We start from the raw sequence: 20011 nt of genomic DNA on the forward strand, positions 1-20011 counted from the left end.
ACAAATTAATAGTATTCAATACTCAAACGGTTATTTAATTACACCTTATTTAGCTCGAAAGCGTGATGTAACGCCCGAACCGCCTTGTGTAAGTCCCTTTCATCGATAACGGTTGACAATTTACTCTCTGACGTCGTGAGTAACTTAGCATGAATAGTTTCATTACCCAAGACTTCTAACATCTTAGTCAATAATCCCATTTTTGCCTGTAAACCTTTGCCAACTAAAGATACTTTTGCACGTTGCCGTTCGATAATCAATGGTCCGAGAGCAAGGCTTTCGCTTAAGCCTTCGAGCTCATTAAGCAGAGTATCAACCTTAGCTTCAGCGAGCATAAAACTGACTCGACCCGAAGGATCATCCTCGTGGATCCTCAATGGGGAAATAAATTCCACATCGATTTCCAATCGCGTTAAACAGCCTAATAACGCTTGATAGCGTTCACTGGTAGTAAACAGCCCTTCAATCGTCAGCGTTGCCAGCGCCTTATTAATCGCAATACCTTGAACTAACGAGGCAATAGTGAGTTCAGACTCGTCGCCAAATTGGATTAACGTCCCCTGCCCAGCTTCAAAACTCGACAAGACTCGCAATGGCACACGAAAACGCTCGGCGTATTCGACTGAATCGGGATGCAATACTTTAGCACCGAGCTTTGCCATTTCGAGCATCACATCAAACCCAATCACATCGAGACGACGGGCACTGCTATCGATATTCGGATCTGTGGTAAATACGCCCGCCACATCGGTAAAAATCTGGCATTCATCGGCTTCTAACGCCGCAGCTAAGGCTACAGCTGTGGTATCTGAACCACCGCGTCCTAAGGTTGTGACTTCGCCTTGAGGATCGATGCCTTGAAACCCTGCAACGATAGGCACAACACCGTCGGCTAACAGGGATTGCAAATACTCAGTATCCACTCGCTCGATGCTGGCACGGCCGAATTGACTATTAGTATGAATTTGTACTTGATCGCCCGTAAGGGATTTCGCTTTTATGCCGCGACGTTGTAGCGCCATCGACATCAAGGCAATGCTCACTTGCTCACCCGTTGACACTAACATGTCTAATTCGCGCGCCGAGGCCCGCGGATTAATTTGTGCTGCCAGTGCAAACAAGCGATTAGTCTCACCCGCCATCGCTGATAAAACTAAGACTTGCTGCTCACCATTGTGAGCTGACTTTGTAATCTGCTCAGCGACTGCTTCGATACGTTCAATAGAACCCACCGAAGTGCCGCCGAACTTTTTCACAAAAAGCTTGCTACCACTAAGCTTTCGTTTTTGGGGCACAGCAACCTCTTAAGCTAGACGCTCAGTAATCCAAGGTAATACTTGAGCCAATGCCGCATCCAGATTTTCTGGCTGGCTACCGCCCGCTTGAGCCATATCAGGACGACCACCGCCTTTACCGCCCACTTGTGCAGCGACCATAGCGACGAGCTCACCCGCTTTGACTTTACCGATCAGATCGTTACTCACACCGGCGATCAGGTTAACTTTCCCTTCATGCGCGGTGCCAAGCACGATAATGGCCGATTTCAATTTCTGTTTTAATTCATCTTGCAAGCCGCGTAATGAACTTGCCTCAACGCCGTCTAATTTTTTGATCAGCACGTTAACGCCATTAACTACAACGGCATCGCCCACTAAATCTGCACTCGCTGCGGCAGCTAGCTTGTCTTTCAGCTGCGCCATTTCTTTTTCAAGTTGCTTCATTTTGTCGAGATGGGCTTTTAATTTAGCGACAACTGAGTTGGCATCGCCTTTCAATAAGGCCGCAGCTTCTTCCAGTTCAGCTTGTTGCTGCGCCACATAAGCCATAGCAGCGGCACCAGTCACGGCTTCGATACGACGAACACCTGCTGCAATACCCGCTTCTGAGGTAATTTTGAATAAACCGATATCGCCTGTGCGGCCCACGTGGGTACCACCACACAATTCGATAGAGAAATCGCCCATAGTCACAACACGCACTTGTGAGTCATATTTCTCACCAAAGAGTGCCATAGCGCCTTTCTCTTTAGCTTCATCTATGCCCATTTCAGCGGTTTTAAGTTCATGGTTACGACGAATTTGAGTGTTAACTAATTCTTCAACTTCTTTTAATTCAGCGGCTTTTACGCCTTCGAAATGGGAGAAGTCAAAACGTAAACGCTCAGGATCAACCAATGAACCTTTTTGCGAAACGTGAGTACCGAGCACTTGACGCAGTGCAGCATGCAATAAATGTGTAACAGAATGGTTTAACTGAGTACGGTGACGCAGTTTTTTGTCGACTTTTGCTTCAACAACTTGGCCAACACTCAAGCTACCTGTAGCCAACACACCTTGATGGCCCGTTGCTTGACCATACTTTTGCGTATCGTTTACCGTAAACTCAACACCGCTCGCAACCAGTTGGCCTTTATCGCCCACTTGACCGCCAGATTCAGCGTAGAAAGGTGTTACATCGAGCACGACAACGGCTTCATCACCCGCTTTGATCGCCGTCACTGACTCACCATTTTGATAAATCGCGGTGACCTTAGCTTGACCCGCTAATTCGGTGTAACCACTGAATGCAGTTTCAGCATCAATTTTCAGCGCAGCGTTATAATCTGCACCAAAGTTACCGGCAGCTTGTGCGCGGCTACGTTGTTCAGCCATGGCGACTTCAAAACCTGCTTCATCGACAATGATGTTGCGCTCGCGACATACGTCAGCGGTCAAATCCATTGGGAAGCCATAGGTGTCATACAGCTTAAATACGGTTTCGCCGTCTAAAGTGTCACCTTTCAACTCGTTTAAGGCCGTATCTAAAATACCTAAACCACGTTCAAGCGTACGGGCAAATTGCTCCTCTTCCGCTTTCAGTGCTTTTTCAACAATCGCTTGAGTCTCAGCTAACCCTTTAGCCGCATCGCCCATAACCGCAATCAAAGATGGAACCAACTTATAGAAGAAAGCTTCGGTCGCGCCCAACTTGTTACCATGGCGAACTGCGCGGCGGATAATGCGGCGCAGCACATAACCGCGGCCTTCGTTCGACGGCATAACGCCATCGGCAATAAGGAATGCACATGAACGGATATGGTCGGCAATGACGCGCAGTGACTTCTCGGTTAAATCGCTTACGCCGATGATTTCTGCCGCTTTAGCGATCAAAGTACGGAATATATCGATTTCGTAGTTAGAATGTACGCCTTGCATAATCGCGGCGATACGCTCAATCCCCATGCCAGTATCCACCGATGGCTTAGGCAAAGGCAGCATTTCACCTGATGCTTGACGGTTGTACTGCATGAAAACGATGTTCCAGATTTCGATGAAACGGTCGCCATCTTCTTCTGGGCTACCAGGACGGCCACCCCAAATGTGATCGCCATGGTCATAGAAAATTTCAGTACAAGGGCCACAAGGACCAGTATCACCCATTTGCCAGAAGTTATCTGACGCATAAGCAGCACCTTTATTATCGCCGATACGGATAATATTCTCGGCGGCAACACCAATCTTTTTATTCCAAATTTCAAAGGCTTCATCGTCTGTTTGATAAATAGTGACGCACAGACGTTCTTTCGGCAGCTTTAACGTTTCAGTTAAGAATGTCCAGCCAAAACGAATCGCTTCTTCCTTGAAATAATCACCAAAACTGAAGTTACCCAACATTTCGAAAAAGGTGTGATGACGTGCTGTATAACCGACATTATCTAAATCGTTATGCTTACCACCGGCGCGCACACAACGTTGAGCAGTGGTCGCACGCGTATAATTGCGTTTGTCCATGCCAAGAAACACGTCCTTGAACTGGTTCATGCCTGCATTGGTAAATAAAAGTGTGGGATCGTTGCCTGGCACTAATGAACTACTGTCCACAACTTGATGACCATTGCTGCGGAAAAATTCGAGGAAAGCGCTTCTAAGCTCTGCTGTAGTTTGATACATGAAATCATCCTGAATTGGGTAAGCATTACCAGCTACGCCTTAGGCTAGCCGTATTTCTATTTGCCCAGCATTATAAGCAGACTGAGGAAGGACGACCAGCCTTGATTGGTGATATATACCCAAACAACCTCAAGATACAGAATTCAGCGGAGATTTAACGCACTTTAGGCAAGACGGTTATTTATAGACCTAGTGGGCTAAGTTAAGAATAACCAACACTGCATAAAGTGCGTTAAAGCCCACGTAAGAGTGGCTAGAGTCAAAATGGCAAGGTAAAGAGTAATTGATGACGATATGAATTTTGCGCGATTAAGGCCAGTGTCGAGTGAATTTAACTCGATATCAAACCTAATTGTACTAAGCCTATTGAGTGATATTTAAAGGAGCTTTGCAGTCTTAAGGTTACATCGCAATCGATGAGTTGAGGCGATTAATAATCGTCGTCGAGATCATTGGGATCTGAATCTAACGCATAAGTGATTTGATCGTAGCTAAAGCCTTGGCCCATTAAAAACCGCACTCGTTTAGCCTTTTCCTTCGCGATGAGATCCCGGGCTGTAGAGCCCTTCACTTCTGTTACGCGAGGAATTCCATATTTTTTAGTGGCTTTATCTTTTGCTAGCTCAAACCAGTCACAATTACTATTGGTTATCGCCGCTTCAATGCAATCTTTAGCCAAGCCTTTTTGCGCTATCGCTTGACGAATGCGGATGGCGCCGTGGCCTCGACTAATGTGGCTACGGACCAACAATTCGGCATAACGATTGTCATTGATAAAACCGGAGGATTCACACGCATCGAGTACAGGTTCGATATCGTTAAATTCGAAGCCTTTTTCGAGCAATTTATCGCGGATTTGTAAGCGGGAATAATCGCGGCGCGCTAACAGCGCGACCGCGATTTGACGGGCTGACTGACTCAGAATACTTCGCCTGTTTCTAAATCAACATTATCTTCCGTGCTAGCATCAGCTTTGGCAGCCAGTGCACTAGGATTGCTCAATAGCAACTCACGTAATGTCTTGTCAATTTCAGTAGCAATGGCTGGGTTTTCAGTCAAATATTTACCCGCATTAGCACGGCCCTGACCAATTTTATCGCCTTTATAACTGTACCAAGCACCCGCTTTTTCAATCAACTTATGGGCTACGCCTAAGTCAACTAACTCACCAGTACGGTTGATACCTTGGCCATAAAGGATTTGAAATTCGGCTTGCTTGAACGGTGCTGCAACCTTATTTTTCACCACTTTAACGCGTGTTTCGTTACCGACAACTTCATCGCCGTCTTTAATGGCACCAGTACGACGAATGTCTAAACGAACAGAAGCATAGAACTTCAGCGCGTTACCACCGGTTGTCGTTTCTGGGTTACCAAACATCACACCAATCTTCATCCGGATTTGGTTGATGAAGATAAGTAAGGTGTTAGATTGCTTTAAGTTACCCGCAAGTTTACGCATGGCTTGGCTCATCATACGTGCCGCTAGGCCCATGTGAGAATCACCAATTTCACCTTCGATTTCAGCTTTAGGCGTTAATGCCGCCACTGAGTCGACAACGATAACGTCAACAGCGCCAGAGCGAGTTAATGCATCACAAATCTCAAGCGCTTGCTCGCCGGTATCCGGTTGTGAACACAGCAGGTTATCAATATCTACACCTAATTTTTTAGCATAGATAGGGTCTAGTGCATGCTCAGCATCGATAAAGGCACAGGTTTTACCTTCACGTTGCGCTGCGGCAATCACTTCTAAAGTCAGTGTCGTTTTACCTGATGATTCAGGACCATAGATCTCAACGATACGACCCATTGGCAAACCGCCAGCGCCTAAAGCAACGTCCAGAGATAGAGAACCGGTAGAAATGGTCTCAACATCCATAGAGCGATCTTCACCCAGCTTCATGATGGAGCCTTTACCAAATTGTTTCTCAATTTGGATCAATACCGCAGCAAGTGCTTTCTCTTTATTTGGATCGACCTTCATTCCAGTTCCCTCATCAAGACAAGCCTTAAGCTGTCAAAAGTAATATTCAATTTACAAACGGGTAATTCAAAAAGCCGCGCTTTTTGTCTTAATTCTGCGGACTAGTATACTGTACAATCATACAGTATCAAGACCTATGGCTGAATTATTTTTAACTAATGGGATTTTTTAATATGGCTAAGGTTTTAGCGAATATCAAATCCGATATTGCATCCCTTTGACGAATATCCGTCATCAAGGGCTCAATTTTCGGTAAATTATTGCTAAGATTGGCGCAGCAAATTTTGCGTGGTCTTTTTAGCTGAAAATTGTACAGCAGTCTTCTGCTTCCATAGCGCTTAATCCCACATAACCACGGCAGTCACAACGGACGATAACGATTTAATGAATGTAATTGATACCGATGATTTAGAAAAACATACTCCTATGATGCGTCAGTACTTGACCATGAAAGCAGAACATCACGACATGTTGCTGTTTTATCGCATGGGTGACTTCTACGAGTTGTTTTATGACGATGCTAAACGTGCTTCTGAGCTGTTAGGCATTTCACTCACAGCACGCGGTAAAAGTGGTGGCGATCCTATCCCTATGGCGGGACTGCCTTACCATGCTGTGGAAGGCTATCTTGCAAAATTAGTTCAAATTGGTCAATCGGTTGCGATATGTGAACAAATTGGCGACCCAGCAACCTCTAAAGGGCCAGTTGAGCGTAAAGTGGTGCGTATCGTCACGCCTGGCACCTTGACCGACGAAGCCCTGCTGCAGGAGCGCCAAGACAATCTATTGGCAGCGGTTTATCAAGGTAAAATTGGTTTTGGTTATGCCACTCTGGATGTTTCATCCGGACGTTTTGTGATTGCCGAACTCGACACGCGAGAGTCATTAGAAGCTGAATTACAACGCACTAATCCCGTTGAAATTCTCTACAGTGAAGACTTTGGCGAACTAGGTCTACTAAACGGTTTTAAAGGTAAACGTCGTCGCCCTGAATGGGAATTTGATTACGACACTAGCATCAAGTTACTACTGGCTCAGTTTGGCACGAAAGACTTGCATGGTTTTGGTATTGCAGATGCACGTTTATCACTGCAGGCTGCAGGTTGCTTGATGCAATATGTCAAAGACACACAGCGCACAGCCCTGCCCCATATCAATGCCATTACCCGCTTTAATCAAACCGATAGCATAGTGCTCGATGCGGCAACGCGCCGAAATCTAGAACTCACTCAAAACCTTGCTGGTGGTCGCGATAATACCTTAGCTGCAGTATTGGATAACACGGCAACGCCTATGGGTAGTCGTATGTTGCAACGCTGGATCCATCAGCCGCTGCGAGATCCAAAACACATCAAAGCACGCCAACAGGCGGTGACTGAATTACTCGATACCACCGCCCACGAAGGTCTGCATGAGCAGTTAAAGGCACTTGGCGATATCGAACGTATCATGGCAAGACTCGCGCTGCGTACCGCTCGCCCAAGGGATTTTGCCCGTTTACGTCAAGCGTTGGGCTTACTACCTGAATTACAACAGAGTTTAAGCACACTGAGCGCGCCGCACACGACTCAATTACGGCAACACTTAGGTGAGTTCCCCGCTGAACAAGCCTTGCTTGAGCGCGCGATAGTCGATAATCCTCCCATGCTTATCCGCGATGGTGGGGTGATCCGTGAAGGCTACAACAGCGAATTAGATGAATGGCGCGGTCTTAGCGAAGGTGCGAGCGATTACTTAGTACAACTCGAAGCCAGAGAAAAAGAACGTACTGGTATCAACACCCTTAAAGTCGGCTATAACCGTGTACACGGCTATTACATTGAAGTGAGCCGCTTGCAATCCTCGCAAGTGCCGCTCAATTACCAACGACGTCAAACCCTTAAGAATATGGAGCGTTATATCACGCCCGAGCTTAAGGAGTACGAAGAAAAAGTGCTCTCGAGCCAAGGTAAAGCGCTGGCACTCGAAAAGCAGTTATGGGAACAATTATTTGATCTTATTCTGCCAAAATTGCATGAATTACAAGCTTCTGCTCGAGCGGCGGCTGAGCTTGATGTGTTGAGTAACTTTGCCGAACGCGCCGAAACCTTAGGCTACACTTGCCCAGAGCTGAGCCAAGATATCGGCGTACAGATAGAGGCTGGTCGTCACCCAGTGGTGGAGCGTGTGAGTCAAACACCGTTTATCGCGAACCCAGTCACCTTGCACAATCAAAGGCGTATGTTGATTGTCACCGGACCTAACATGGGCGGTAAATCGACCTATATGCGTCAAGTCGCCTTGATCACGCTGATGGCCCATGTTGGTTGTTTTGTGCCAGCAGATCGCGCACTGATCGGCCCTATCGATCGTATCTTTACCCGTATTGGCGCCTCTGACGATCTGGCCTCTGGCCGTTCAACCTTTATGGTCGAAATGACAGAAACCGCCAACATTCTACACAACGCCACCGCCAGTAGCTTAGTGTTAATGGATGAAATCGGCCGCGGCACATCCACCTATGATGGTTTATCGCTTGCTTGGTCGGCGGCAGAGTATTTAGCCCAGCAAGTCGGCGCTATGACCCTATTCGCCACCCATTATTTTGAACTAACTCAGTTACCTGAATTAATGGCTGGTGTTTACAATGTGCACCTCGATGCCATTGAACACGACGATACCATCGCCTTTATGCATGCAGTGCAAGAAGGCGCCGCCAGTAAAAGCTACGGCTTACAAGTTGCGGCGCTTGCCGGCGTACCAAACAAAGTGATTAAAGCCGCTAAACATAAGTTGCAGCAATTGGAGAGTCGCGATCATCAAGCTGAAGGAACGAGGACGCCTATTCAAAGCTTACTCGCGTTACCTGAACCGGTTGAGAATCCAGCGCTAACGAAGTTAAGTAGCATTAATCCCGATAACTTAACGCCAAAACAGGCGCTTGATTTGCTCTATGAGCTGAAACGCTTGAGCTAGATCTAAATAAAAGCCTAAAAATAACAACGCCCACTCTATAGTGGGCGTTTTACTTTATGACGTGATCTCACACTAAGTGCATTTTCTGGATAACTTCTCTGAAAGGCACCAGAAGACAGACATTAGTTTCTAAATAAAGCTTCAACAGATAAACCTTGAGAACCCAATAAATCACGTAAGCGTTTTAATGCTTCCACTTGGATTTGACGAACACGTTCACGGGTTAAACCAATTTCAGCCCCCACATCTTCAAGCGTAGAAGGTTCATAACCTAACAAACCAAAACGGCGGGCTAACACTTCTCTTTGTTTAGTGTTTAATTCATTGAGCCATTTAACCACTGAATTAGAAATATCTTCATCTTGCACTTTATAGTCAGGGCCAACGTTATCGTCATCGGCTAAAATATCCAGCAGCGCCTTGTCATTATCGCCCCCCAAAGGCGTATCGACAGAGGTGATTTTCTCATTCAACTTCAGCATACGGCTGACATCTGCACTCGACACTTGTAGTTTTTCGGCAATTTCTTCGGCCGTTGGTTCGTGATCGAGTTTTTGTGCTAACTCGCGAGCGGTACGCAAGTAAACGTTGAGTTCTTTAACAACATGAATAGGCAAACGAATCGTACGAGTCTGATTCATAATAGCGCGCTCAATGGTTTGTCTAATCCACCAAGTCGCATAGGTTGAAAAACGGAAACCTCTTTCTGGATCAAACTTTTCAACGGCACGAATTAAACCTAAGTTGCCTTCTTCGATAAGATCAAGCAGTGCTAAACCACGATTGTTGTAACGACGGGCAATCTTTACGACCAGACGTAAATTACTTTCAATCATGCGATTGCGGGATTTTGCGCAGCCTTTTAAGGCTTTACGGGAAAAGTAAACTTCTTCTTCTGCGCTAAGCAGTGGGGAAAAACCAATCTCACCAAGGTAAAGTTGAGTGGCATCAAGATTTTTTTGCAGGTCATCTTGAACCTGTTGCTCTATTCCTAGCTCTTGAACTAAGTCGGATGCAACTTCTTCTTTTTCAAGATCGAAGTCAACGGTTTCTACGGAAAAATCTACTAGTGCTTCTGCGGCAGTGCTTTTTATGCGGCTCATGATTAAATCTCCCAAACCTGATTAAACTGCTGAATTAGTGCAATTTCCTATCCTCCATTTGCCAACAAGGCCCCAAGCAATCATTGTTTGGGTAAATAAGTAAGTGGGTTTACAGACTGTCCATGGTAACGAATTTCAAAATGTAACATTACCCGATTGGCACCTGTACTGCCCATTTTCGCAACTGTCTGCCCTGCGAGGACATGTTGCTTTTCTTTGACTAAGATCTTGTCCGTATGAGCATAAGCACTAAGGTAATCGTCACTATGTTTAATAATCACTAAATTACCGTAACCCCTAAGAGCACTTCCTGCATATACCACCCGCCCATCTGCAGCAGCTTTGATGATATCTCCCCGATTTCCCGCGATCTTAATGCCTTTATTTCCCTGCTCATTGGCAGAGTAAGTCCCGATTAACTTCCCTCTTACTGGCCACTCCCACTGACTCACACTGGTTGGTAGTGTCGAAGTCGGTGGAACCATGATTGAGTTAACGCTTTGTTGGGAACTTGTTACAAGGTACGCGGGCTTAGCTTTCTGATCAAGTGTTTTTTTCAGATCATTACTTGACTTAGCGCCGGTTTGAGAAACTTGATTATCTTTTTGTTTTATATCGTTTTTACTAGAATTATTACCCGATGAGCTCGTTTTATTTCCATCTAAAGTCGTAGATTTGGACTGACTGCTCGACTTAGTATTCGTTAAATATAAAATCTGTCCGGGGTAAATTGTATAAGGGTTATCTAATTGATTAAGTTTAGCTATTTCAGAAAAATCCTTTCCTGCTCCCCAAGAAATAGAGTAAAGCGTGTCGCCTTTCTTAACTTTATATGAATTCGATTTAATGTGGCCTTTGTTGTTTTTAGAGTAGCTATGGGAAATATTTTCGACGGGCGCGGGTCGGCTGGCCTGAAAGCTACAGCCTGCAAGCAGAAATATAAAGCAGAGGTTTAAGACTAAACCCGCATTCAACAATAAAAACTCCTTGGTGAGGCTGTATTACTGTTTATGATGAGAAAACAATGCCCTCGTTGCAAGACAAGTTGTTCAGTGGGGACAGTAGCACAACACAAGGTTAAGCTAACTCTCCATTAATCAAAGGGACAAATTTAACCGTTTCAATTGTTTCCGAACTGAAGCGGTCCGCAGTACGAGTGATTCGCATCAATTGCTGGGTATCTTCGCCGACTGGCAGAACTAACACTCCGCCCTCCGCTAATTGAGACAGTAAGGCCTCAGGTATAGTCGAAGCGGCAGCGGTCACCATAATGGCATCGAACGGGCTACGATTCGCCCAACCTAACCAGCCATCACCATATTTAAACGACACATTATGTAAATCTAGTCGTTTTAAGCGCTGTCTCGCTTGAATTTGCAAACCTTTGATGCGCTCGATAGTACAAAGCTGCGGCACTAATTGCGCCAAAATTGCCGCCTGATAACCCGATCCTGTACCCACTTCTAATACGCGCTGGGGCCTCTTATGCAGTAAGAGTTCGGTCATACGGGCGACGATATAAGGCTGCGAGATGGTTTGCCCTTGGCCAATCGGTAAAGCGGTATTTTCATAGGCTTTATGGGCTAGCGCATTATCGAGAAACATTTCCCGCGGCGTATGCGATATCGCCTTTAACACGGCTTGATTGCGGATCCCCGCATCATGAAGCTTTTTAGCTAAGTTCACCGCCGATGTTAAGGCAACTCGAGTCATATTTTATCTACCCAATTTTGCAATGCCGTTAGTTGTCCGTAGGCAGTTAAATCAACCGTCAAAGGCGTAATTGACACATAGCCATTGGCGATAGCATGAAAATCAGTGCCCTCTGTGGCGTCCTGCTCTTGTCCTGGTGGGCCGAGCCAGAAGATCTCACGTCCAGCGGGATCTTGCGTTCGTACTATGCCTTCAGCCTTATGACGAGCGCCGAGACGGGTCACTTTAATGCCTTTGATTTGATCAAGCGGCAAGTCTGGCACATTCACATTTAAAATCTGATCTTTTGCCAAAGGCTGGGCTAACAAGCCTTGGACTATTCGCCGAGCATAAACCGCCGCCGATTGATAATGTTCAAATTTTCGGCCATTGAGCGAAATCGCGACCGCAGGAAAACCTAAAAAGCGCCCTTCCATCGCGGCAGCAACCGTCCCCGAATACAAGGTATCATCGCCCATGTTCGCGCCCGCATTGATACCAGACACCACCATATCGGGTTCGCCATCGTACAATTCTCGGATAGCCAAATGCACACAATCAGTCGGTGTACCGTGAACAGAAATGTAACCGTTATCTAACCTATTAATTCTTAATGGATTAGTCAAGGTTAATGAATTGCTCGCACCAGAACAATTACGATCTGGCCCCACTGTTAGCACAGTCGCAATTTCAGCCAAGGCCTCAGTTAAGGCTTTGATCCCCGGCGCATTAACCCCGTCATCGTTGCTCACTAAGATGCGGATCATGACTCTGCTTCAGTGTTAGGCGCAGCTTCAGGGTTAGTCTCTGCTGCGACGTGGGTATTCGTTACCTCGGGCGCAGGCTCTTGCACTAGTGTCGCTTGCCATTGCTGCTCTTTAACATCTTGATAATTGACTAACTCTCTTAATAAAGATGTTGCAAAACTACCCGCAGGCAGCACAAACTCCAGCACAAGACCATCGGCGGTTTGTTCGTATTTCAGACCTTGGGGCTCAAGCAGTAACGGACGACGCTCTTGTTCTAATCCCGCATGTTCAAGGCCATAGCAATCGTCGGCCAATTCACTCATGGCCAAGGTTTCCACTGCTGCAGCTTCACCTTGGGGTAGCATCATGCCACGGCCCCATAAAGGTGCTGACAGTTGAATGTCTTTTTCAATCAGACGTTTCAACACGATGAGATCCCATTCAGGCGTAACAAAGAAGCTTTTACTGCCCGCCAACATCACACAATCACCTGCTAGCGGCTTAGTGCCATGGTTGGCTAAACGGTATGACACCACAGTGTTAAACAGATTTGAGCGCACCGCAGACAGATACATGCTGCGCTTATTTCTGTCTTTGACTTTTTTACCCGCCATCATTTGGCGACCAAATACTAAGTTTTTACCATCGTGACCAAAGCGTTGCTCACCAAAGTAATTGGGCACGCCCACTTGAGCGACCTTTTCGATGCGGCTGATAATGTCTTCGACTTGGGTGACATTTCTAAGGGTAAGAATAAAACGGTTACCGACTAAAGCACCAATTCGCAGTTTTTTGCTGTGACGACTGCTCGACAATATAGTCAAACGCTCGCTATTGAGATCTTTCCAAGTAGGCGTTTCTTTGCCCGGAATACGCACACCGAACCATTGTTCTGTGATGGCATTTTTATCTTTTTGCCCAGCGTAGGTCACTTCCTTTGGATGCACCTTAGCAAACTTAGCGATCATTTCAGCGACTTGTACTGTATTTAGCCCTTCTTTGCGTACATGCAGCATGTGATGTTCACCTTCACCCGTAGGGCTAAAAGGCAAAATCTCTTTCACGATAAAATCGCTATTTTGGGTTCTTAGATCTGCTGTACCTAAAGGCTTGCCATACAGATAATGTAATTCGCTCATGGGACTTTTTTACTCTTAAGTTAATCGTGTTTACGGGTCATCAATACCACGGCTTCTACCGCAATACCTTCTTTACGCCCGGTAAATCCTAGCTGTTCAGTCGTGGTCGCTTTGACGTTAATGTCGTCAAGTTCCGAGGTTAAATCGGCGGCCAATATTTGGCGCATTGCCTCAATGTGCGGCGCCATTTTAGGGACTTGCGCTATGATAGTGACGTCAAGATTACCCAGCACAAAGCCTTTCGCCCTCGCTAAAGCATAGCAATGACGCAGCAATACGCGGCTATCAGCACCTTTATAGGCGGTATCTGTGTCGGGGAAATGTTTACCTATGTCACCCAGCGCCAGTGCGCCGAGGATCGCATCGGAAATCGCATGCAGCACCACATCACCATCTGAATGTGCGACTAGGCCAGTTTCATACGGCACTTCGACGCCGCAAAGAATGAGGGGTCGTGCAGCACCAAATTTATGCACATCGAAACCATGGCCGATACGGATTTTCATTTAATATTCCTAACGTATTATTTTACTTGGATTATGACTATTTTGCGGCACGCATTAAAAACAGTTCGGCCAATCCCAAATCATCGGGGTGCGTCACTTTTATATTGTCAGCACGGCCCGAAACGAGTCCAGGTGAAATGCCTGCCCATTCCATCGCCGAAGCCTCATCTGTCACGACCGCACCTGCCGCCAGAGCGGCATTGAGGTAATCTTTGAGTTGCGCGGCCTGAAATAACTGTGGCGTCAATGCATGCCATAAATTATCGCGGCAGACAGTGGCACTGATTTCACCCTGTTTATTGGCGCGCTTCATGGTATCGCGCACAGGCATAGCCAAAATAGCACCTTGGGGAAATTGCACTCTGGATGCGAGTAGCTTGTCGATATCCGTCGCGGTTAAACAAGGTCTTGCCGCATCATGCACTAAGGCCCAACTGTGCTCGGGCGCAATTTGCAGCGCCGCCAACACAGAATCTGCGCGCTCACCGCCACCTAATACTGTGGTCAATTTAGGATGTGCGGCCTGTGACAGGGTATTGAAGATAGTATCATTCGGATGTAAGGCAACGATGACGTGGGAAATGTGCGTGTGAGACAACAGCTTATCTAAAGTATGGCCGAGAATACTCTGGCCGCACACTTCAAGATATTGTTTAGGTCTGTCGGCGCCCATGCGGCTACCAATGCCCGCAGCGGGAACGATAGCCACCACAGCTTGAGTGCTATGCTCAGATTGGCGCTGCAATTCAGTTTGCATTACCGGCTCAGATTGACTGCCTGGATTGGATTCTTCGCTTAATCCAAGATCTAAATGTCCTAGCTCTGACATCCTAACTCCATATTACTGGGATGGACTCGATACTGAGCGATCACCACCCACGACGCGATAGAAGGTTTCACCTTCTTTGACCATGCCAAGTTCGTTACGCGCACGTTCTTCTATGGCTTCGGTACCACTTTTCAAATCGATGATTTCTTCCTTCAGCACTTGGTTACGCTCATTGAGTTTGGCGTTACCTTCTTGCTGCGCGGCAATTTGTTTTTGCAGGACGAAATATTCAGGAAGACTATTATCTCCCGACCAAAGACGAAATTGCAGTAAACCGAGTAGCACTATGAGTGCAATGACAAAAAATTTCATGGAGGAATTAGCGTCAGTATCTTGGATTAAAAAAATATACAGCAGATAGTACAACAAAAAAGGCCACCAAGTGGTGGCCTTTTTACATCAAAGTTTAAATTACGCTTGGCCTTTGATCTCTTTCAAACCACGGTATGGGGCTTTTTCACCTAATTGCTCTTCGATGCGCAGCAATTGGTTGTACTTAGCAACACGGTCAGAACGACACAGTGAACCGGTTTTGATTTGGCCAGCTGCAGTACCTACGGCTAAGTCAGCAATGGTTGAATCTTCAGTTTCACCACTACGGTGTGAAATCACCGCTGTGTAACCCGCTTCTTTCGCCATGCGAATGGCCGCTAAAGTCTCAGTCAATGAACCGATTTGGTTGAACTTGATAAGGATTGAGTTTGCAATACCGTTTTCGATACCACGGGTTAAGATTTTAGTGTTAGTAACGAATAAATCGTCGCCCACTAATTGGATCTTGTCACCCATGATTTGAGTTTGATAAGCCCAACCATCCCAATCTGATTCGTCTAAGCCGTCTTCGATAGACACGATTGGGTATTGATCAGCCAATGATTTTAAGAAATCAGAGAAACCGTTCGAGTCGAATACTTTGCCTTCGCCCGCTAAATCGTATTTGCCGTCTTTGTAGAATTCAGATGCAGCGCAATCTAGCGCTAAGGTCACATCCGTACCTAACTTATAACCAGCCAATTCAACCGCTTCTTTAATAACAGCTAACGCATCAGCGTTTGAGGCTAAGTTAGGTGCAAAACCACCTTCGTCACCCACAGAAGTGCTTAGACCTTTGTCGTGCAATACTTTTTTCAGCGTATGGAAGATTTCAGCGCCCATGCGCAGTGCTTCACGGAAGGTTTTCGCGCCAACTGGTTGCACCATGAATTCTTGGATATCAACGTTGTTATCCGCGTGCTCGCCACCGTTTAAGATGTTCATCATAGGCACAGGCATAGAATATTGGCCTGGCGTGCCGTTCAATTCAGCGATATGCGCGTATAAAGGAATACCTTTAAATGCTGCAGCCGCTTTGGCAGCCGCTAAAGACACAGCCAGAATCGCGTTTGCGCCTAACTTGTCTTTGTTTTCTGTGCCGTCTAAGTCGATCATGATTTGATCAAGCTCAGCTTGTGCAGTGGCATCTTTGCCTAATAACGCAGTGCGGATTAAATCGTTTACGTTGGCAACAGCCGTTAATACGCCTTTGCCTAAATAACGGCTTTTATCGCCATCACGTAATTCTAACGCTTCGCGGCTACCGGTAGATGCGCCAGAAGGCGCCGCAGCCATACCCACAAAACCACCTTCTAAATGCACTTCGGCTTCAACAGTTGGGTTACCACGAGAATCCATAATCTCGCGACCAATCACGTTAATAATCTTAGCCATAACACCCTCGATTTAAGTTTAAAGATAAAAGAAAAAACCAATACCTATGGGAATAAATGGAAGTCACATACCGCAGAAAATAACAAAATTCCATTTACGGTTTGCGTCCATACAGATGCAACTGATACGCATGCTGTTTATACCCAGAGGTATTAAATTCTTATGTTTCAAGTAGCGACGAGTGTAGCAAAAGGCCGGCCCCACTGTCGCGGGTCCGGCCTCAAATATTCTTACTTCAGATCACGTTTTTGATGCGCACTTGCCGCAGCAATAAACCCTTCGAACAATGGGTGACCATCGCGCGGAGTTGAGGTGAACTCAGGATGGAATTGACCTGCAACAAACCATGGGTGATCTTTTAATTCGATCATTTCCACCAGCTTACGATCAGAAGACAAACCGCTGAAGATCATGCCAGCTTGTTCTAAACGCTCTCTGTATTTGTTGTTCACTTCGTAACGATGACGGTGACGTTCTACACAGCTAGTCCCTTTGTAGGCTTGGGCCGCTTTCGAACCATCGAGTAAATGACACAATTGAGCGCCTAAACGCATAGTGCCACCTAAGTCAGACGCTTCATGGCGCTGCTCAACATTACCTTCTTCGTCAATCCATTCAGTGATCAAACCCACGACTGGGAATGGTGTTTCTTTATTGAATTCAGTTGAATGTGCATCAGCCATGCCAGCAACATTACGCGCAAATTCAATCAGGGCAACTTGCATACCTAAACAAATACCGAAATACGGTAAATTGTTTTCACGGGCAAATTTTGCCGCCAGTATCTTACCTTCAACACCACGCTCCCCGAAGCCGCCTGGTACTAAGATACCGTCTAAACCCTGTAAGACTTCTTCGCCTTTAGCTTCTACGGTTTGTGAATCAATATACTTGATAGTCACAGATACGCGGTTTTTAAGGCCTGCGTGTTTTAATGCTTCGTTGACTGACTTATAGGCATCTGGCAGTTCAATGTATTTACCCACCATACCAATAACGACTTCGCCGTTTGGATTAGCTTCTTGATAAATCACATTTTCCCACTCAGACAGATCCGCTTCACGGCATTCTAAACCGAAACGCTTAACCACTAAGTCATCCAAACCTTGTGAACGTAACAAAGCTGGGATTTTATAAATACTATCAACATCTTTTAATGAAATAACCGCACGCTCTTCAACGTTACAGAACAGCGAAATTTTGGCTTTTTCATTAGCAGGAATCGCACGATCACCACGGCAAACCAGCACATCTGGTGCAATACCGATAGAACGCAGCTCTTTCACTGAGTGTTGAGTTGGCTTAGTTTTCACTTCGCCTGCTGCACCTAAGAAAGGCACTAAGGTTAAATGCATGAACAGAGTACGATCACGGCCCAGCTCAACACCGAGCTGACGGATAGACTCTAGGAACGGCAAGGATTCGATATCACCCACAGTACCGCCGATTTCGACGATAGCCACATCATGACCTTCGCCACCTGCTAATACTTTTTCTTTAATCGCATTAGTGATGTGTGGGATAACCTGAATGGTTGCGCCCAAATAATCGCCACGACGTTCTTTACGTAATACTTCTTCGTAAATACGACCGGTAGTGAAGTTGTTACGACGATTCATCTTAGTACGGATGAAACGCTCGTAGTGACCCAAGTCGAGATCTGTTTCTGCACCGTCTTCAGTAACAAATACTTCGCCATGTTGGGTTGGGCTCATGGTACCCGGATCAACGTTAATGTAAGGGTCCAGCTTCATGATGGTTACATTGAGACCGCGGGCCTCTAAAATTGCAGCTAATGATGCTGCTGCAATGCCTTTACCTAGTGATGAAACCACGCCACCAGTAACGAAGATATACCTTGTAGTCATGCTGAACCTGAGAAAATGAGTTTGAAAATACGTGCTTGTAAGAAAGCACTAGGACGGGGCAGTAGTATACCAAAGGCGGCGCGATTCGACAAACACCAATCGGGATAATTTGCCGTTTATCTTGTCTCTGTCGCTTTTACTTGGTCCCAATAGGCATCCAGCTCCATTAATGTGTGCTCTTGCATACTTTTACCGCTCTCGCTCGCCAACTGTTCTACGCCGCGAAAACGCCGTTCAAATTTAAGGTTGGCTTGGCGCAGCGCTTGCTCTGGGTCGACCTTAAGATGACGGGCTAGATTCACTACGGCAAATAGCAAATCGCCCATTTCGGACTGCACTTTCGCTTGGTCTTGCTCGGGTTGATTCACTTCATGCAAGACTTCATCGATTTCTTCGTGGATTTTAGCGACCACAGGTTCAAGTTCAGCCCAATCGAAACCGACTCGCGCCACCCTCTGCTGAATTTTGATTGAGCGCGACAGCGCAGGTTGGGTACGCGGAATATTATCTAACGCTGAAACCACAGTTTCAGCTTGGGTTTCACCCGCCACTTGCTGCGCCTTTTGTTCACGTTCAGTCGCTTTAATCGCCTCCCAATTGGCTTTCATCCCTTGGGCGCTATCGCCTATTTGCGGATTTTGCTCACCAAAAACATGGGGATGACGGCGGGTTAACTTGTCGCTGATTTTCTCAATCACAGTAGCAAAATCAAACTTGCCCTGCTCTTTACCAAGCTGACAATAAAATACGATTTGAAATAATAAATCCCCAAGTTCATCGGGCAACTCATCCCAGGCTAAGCGCTCTATGGTATCGGCGACCTCATAGGCTTCTTCTAAGGTAAAAGGCACTATGGTTTGAAACGTTTGCGCTTTATCCCACGGGCAACCTGTTTGTGGGTCGCGCAGTTTTTCCATTATCTTAAGCAACGGCTCAACATCTGTAGCAGAAAGGCTCGTTGCAGAAAGTCCCGAGGTCGAAAATGAAGTTAATGGCGCAGTGTGGGAAGTCATGCTGATATCCTTAAAAGATAAATACTTAAACGGACTAATGCTGAGGATGAACAAAAAGAATACGCCTCAGCAGTGCTTATTAATGAAAGGCTATAATAACGCGATGATAAGCGAGGTCACATAAAAGCGCTATTTTGATGCTGAAATCAGATCTTAGGGTTCTTATTTAATAGGTCTTATGTTAACTAAAAGTGCATTCGCGCCATGTAGTGATGATATTCACCCCATGAGCAATAAACTGACGACTTAACGACCCTACAAATTCTCATCTATGTCCTGCATACAAGTATTTAGCGCAAGCCATCTTAAATGATAAGATACGCAGCAATATTTCAATGAAGCTAAAACTCACTGAGTGAAGACCTAACAATTTCGGCCTAACTATATATGTGATGAATGCATGTAATAAATGCTCGTGATGAGCGCAGCGTGATGAATACGGTCATTCGATTTATTTGATTATGTTAGGTGTATTTCTATTCTGTCGCCCCAAATTGGGCGTACACCCTTATAGATTTGAGCATTACTGGAGACA

16 protein-coding genes are annotated in these 20011 nt (G+C 46.0%); 1 reads left to right on the forward strand and 15 read right to left on the reverse strand.

What is annotated here, in order from left to right:
* Positions 1-38: 38 nt before the first annotated feature.
* The 4 genes from Q4Q50_RS01100 to recA all read right to left on the reverse strand — a co-directional run bounded on the left by Q4Q50_RS01100 (position 39) and on the right by recA (position 5915).
* Positions 39-1295 (reverse strand): aspartate kinase, encoded by a 1257-nt coding sequence (locus Q4Q50_RS01100; protein WP_006082603.1) that lies wholly within the window; start codon positions 1293-1295, stop codon positions 39-41.
* A gap of 9 nt (positions 1296-1304) precedes the next feature.
* The gene (gene alaS, locus Q4Q50_RS01105) at positions 1305-3929 is read right to left on the reverse strand and encodes an alanine--tRNA ligase (RefSeq protein WP_311897960.1); all 2625 of its coding nucleotides are present in this window, start codon (positions 3927-3929) and stop codon (positions 1305-1307) included.
* Between the two features lie 430 nt (positions 3930-4359).
* Positions 4360-4830 carry a regulatory protein RecX gene (locus tag Q4Q50_RS01110; protein ID WP_371830293.1) on the reverse strand — a complete coding sequence of 157 codons (471 nt, stop codon included), beginning with the start codon at positions 4828-4830 and terminating at the stop codon, positions 4360-4362.
* A 17-nt stretch (positions 4831-4847) separates the two neighbouring features.
* Positions 4848-5915 (reverse strand): recombinase RecA, encoded by a 1068-nt coding sequence (recA, locus tag Q4Q50_RS01115; RefSeq protein ID WP_011847432.1) that lies wholly within the window; start codon positions 5913-5915, stop codon positions 4848-4850.
* Between the two features lie 384 nt (positions 5916-6299).
* Here recA and mutS point away from each other — a divergent pair, with 384 nt between their 5' ends.
* On the forward strand, positions 6300-8870 hold the full coding sequence (mutS, locus tag Q4Q50_RS01120) for a DNA mismatch repair protein MutS (protein ID WP_311897964.1): 2571 nt from the start codon (positions 6300-6302) through the stop codon (positions 8868-8870).
* A 122-nt stretch (positions 8871-8992) separates the two neighbouring features.
* Here mutS and rpoS read toward each other — a convergent pair whose 3' ends face one another.
* The 11 genes from rpoS to mazG form a co-directional block, all read right to left on the reverse strand.
* Positions 8993-9973, reverse strand: a complete 981-nt coding sequence (gene rpoS / locus Q4Q50_RS01125) for an RNA polymerase sigma factor RpoS (RefSeq protein WP_106651218.1) — start codon at positions 9971-9973, stop codon at positions 8993-8995.
* Between the two features lie 80 nt (positions 9974-10053).
* A complete protein-coding gene (locus Q4Q50_RS01130; RefSeq protein ID WP_311897966.1) occupies positions 10054-10950 on the reverse strand; it encodes a peptidoglycan DD-metalloendopeptidase family protein in 897 nt (298 codons plus the stop codon).
* Positions 10951-11050: 100 nt separating this feature from the next.
* The gene (locus tag Q4Q50_RS01135) at positions 11051-11686 is read right to left on the reverse strand and encodes a protein-L-isoaspartate(D-aspartate) O-methyltransferase (RefSeq protein WP_311897968.1); all 636 of its coding nucleotides are present in this window, start codon (positions 11684-11686) and stop codon (positions 11051-11053) included.
* Positions 11683-12432, reverse strand: coding sequence for a 5'/3'-nucleotidase SurE (gene surE, locus Q4Q50_RS01140; protein WP_107402385.1), 750 nt, complete (start codon positions 12430-12432; stop codon positions 11683-11685). The genes Q4Q50_RS01135 and surE overlap by 4 nt, the downstream gene beginning before the upstream one ends.
* Positions 12429-13553, reverse strand: a complete 1125-nt coding sequence (gene truD, locus Q4Q50_RS01145; RefSeq protein WP_311891861.1) for a tRNA pseudouridine(13) synthase TruD — start codon at positions 13551-13553, stop codon at positions 12429-12431. The genes surE and truD overlap by 4 nt, the downstream gene beginning before the upstream one ends.
* A 20-nt stretch (positions 13554-13573) precedes the next feature.
* Positions 13574-14059 carry a 2-C-methyl-D-erythritol 2,4-cyclodiphosphate synthase gene (gene ispF, locus Q4Q50_RS01150; protein ID WP_268649619.1) on the reverse strand — a complete coding sequence of 162 codons (486 nt, stop codon included), beginning with the start codon at positions 14057-14059 and terminating at the stop codon, positions 13574-13576.
* Between the two features lie 37 nt (positions 14060-14096).
* Complete coding sequence (ispD, locus tag Q4Q50_RS01155; RefSeq protein ID WP_311897969.1) at positions 14097-14888, reverse strand: 2-C-methyl-D-erythritol 4-phosphate cytidylyltransferase; 792 nt, start codon at positions 14886-14888, stop codon at positions 14097-14099.
* Positions 14889-14900: 12 nt separating this feature from the next.
* On the reverse strand, positions 14901-15200 hold the full coding sequence (gene ftsB / locus Q4Q50_RS01160) for a cell division protein FtsB (RefSeq protein ID WP_086010657.1): 300 nt from the start codon (positions 15198-15200) through the stop codon (positions 14901-14903).
* A 99-nt stretch (positions 15201-15299) separates the two neighbouring features.
* On the reverse strand, positions 15300-16595 hold the full coding sequence (eno, locus tag Q4Q50_RS01165) for a phosphopyruvate hydratase (protein WP_300479510.1): 1296 nt from the start codon (positions 16593-16595) through the stop codon (positions 15300-15302).
* A 230-nt stretch (positions 16596-16825) separates the two neighbouring features.
* Complete coding sequence (gene pyrG, locus Q4Q50_RS01170) at positions 16826-18463, reverse strand: CTP synthase (protein ID WP_106651225.1); 1638 nt, start codon at positions 18461-18463, stop codon at positions 16826-16828.
* Between the two features lie 116 nt (positions 18464-18579).
* A complete protein-coding gene (mazG, locus tag Q4Q50_RS01175; protein WP_311897970.1) occupies positions 18580-19476 on the reverse strand; it encodes a nucleoside triphosphate pyrophosphohydrolase in 897 nt (298 codons plus the stop codon).
* Between the last annotated feature and the right edge of the window lie 535 nt (positions 19477-20011).

Source organism: Shewanella scandinavica (genome assembly GCF_031932065.1).
Taxonomy (GTDB): domain Bacteria; phylum Pseudomonadota; class Gammaproteobacteria; order Enterobacterales; family Shewanellaceae; genus Shewanella; species Shewanella baltica.

Coding starts and splice junctions, on each gene's coding strand:
- pyrG (WP_106651225.1), bottom strand. CDS start 18,463: ATGACTACAAGGTATATCTTCGTTACTGGTGGCGTGGTTTCATCACTA.
- mutS (WP_311897964.1), top strand. CDS start 6,300: ATGAATGTAATTGATACCGATGATTTAGAAAAACATACTCCTATGATG.
- eno (WP_300479510.1), bottom strand. CDS start 16,595: ATGGCTAAGATTATTAACGTGATTGGTCGCGAGATTATGGATTCTCGT.
- surE (WP_107402385.1), bottom strand. CDS start 12,432: ATGATCCGCATCTTAGTGAGCAACGATGACGGGGTTAATGCGCCGGGG.
- ispF (WP_268649619.1), bottom strand. CDS start 14,059: ATGAAAATCCGTATCGGCCATGGTTTCGATGTGCATAAATTTGGTGCT.
- alaS (WP_311897960.1), bottom strand. CDS start 3,929: ATGTATCAAACTACAGCAGAGCTTAGAAGCGCTTTCCTCGAATTTTTC.
- ftsB (WP_086010657.1), bottom strand. CDS start 15,200: ATGAAATTTTTTGTCATTGCACTCATAGTGCTACTCGGTTTACTGCAA.
- ispD (WP_311897969.1), bottom strand. CDS start 14,888: ATGTCAGAGCTAGGACATTTAGATCTTGGATTAAGCGAAGAATCCAAT.
- truD (WP_311891861.1), bottom strand. CDS start 13,553: ATGAGCGAATTACATTATCTGTATGGCAAGCCTTTAGGTACAGCAGAT.
- mazG (WP_311897970.1), bottom strand. CDS start 19,476: ATGACTTCCCACACTGCGCCATTAACTTCATTTTCGACCTCGGGACTT.
- rpoS (WP_106651218.1), bottom strand. CDS start 9,973: ATGAGCCGCATAAAAAGCACTGCCGCAGAAGCACTAGTAGATTTTTCC.
- Q4Q50_RS01135 (WP_311897968.1), bottom strand. CDS start 11,686: ATGACTCGAGTTGCCTTAACATCGGCGGTGAACTTAGCTAAAAAGCTT.
- recA (WP_011847432.1), bottom strand. CDS start 5,915: ATGAAGGTCGATCCAAATAAAGAGAAAGCACTTGCTGCGGTATTGATC.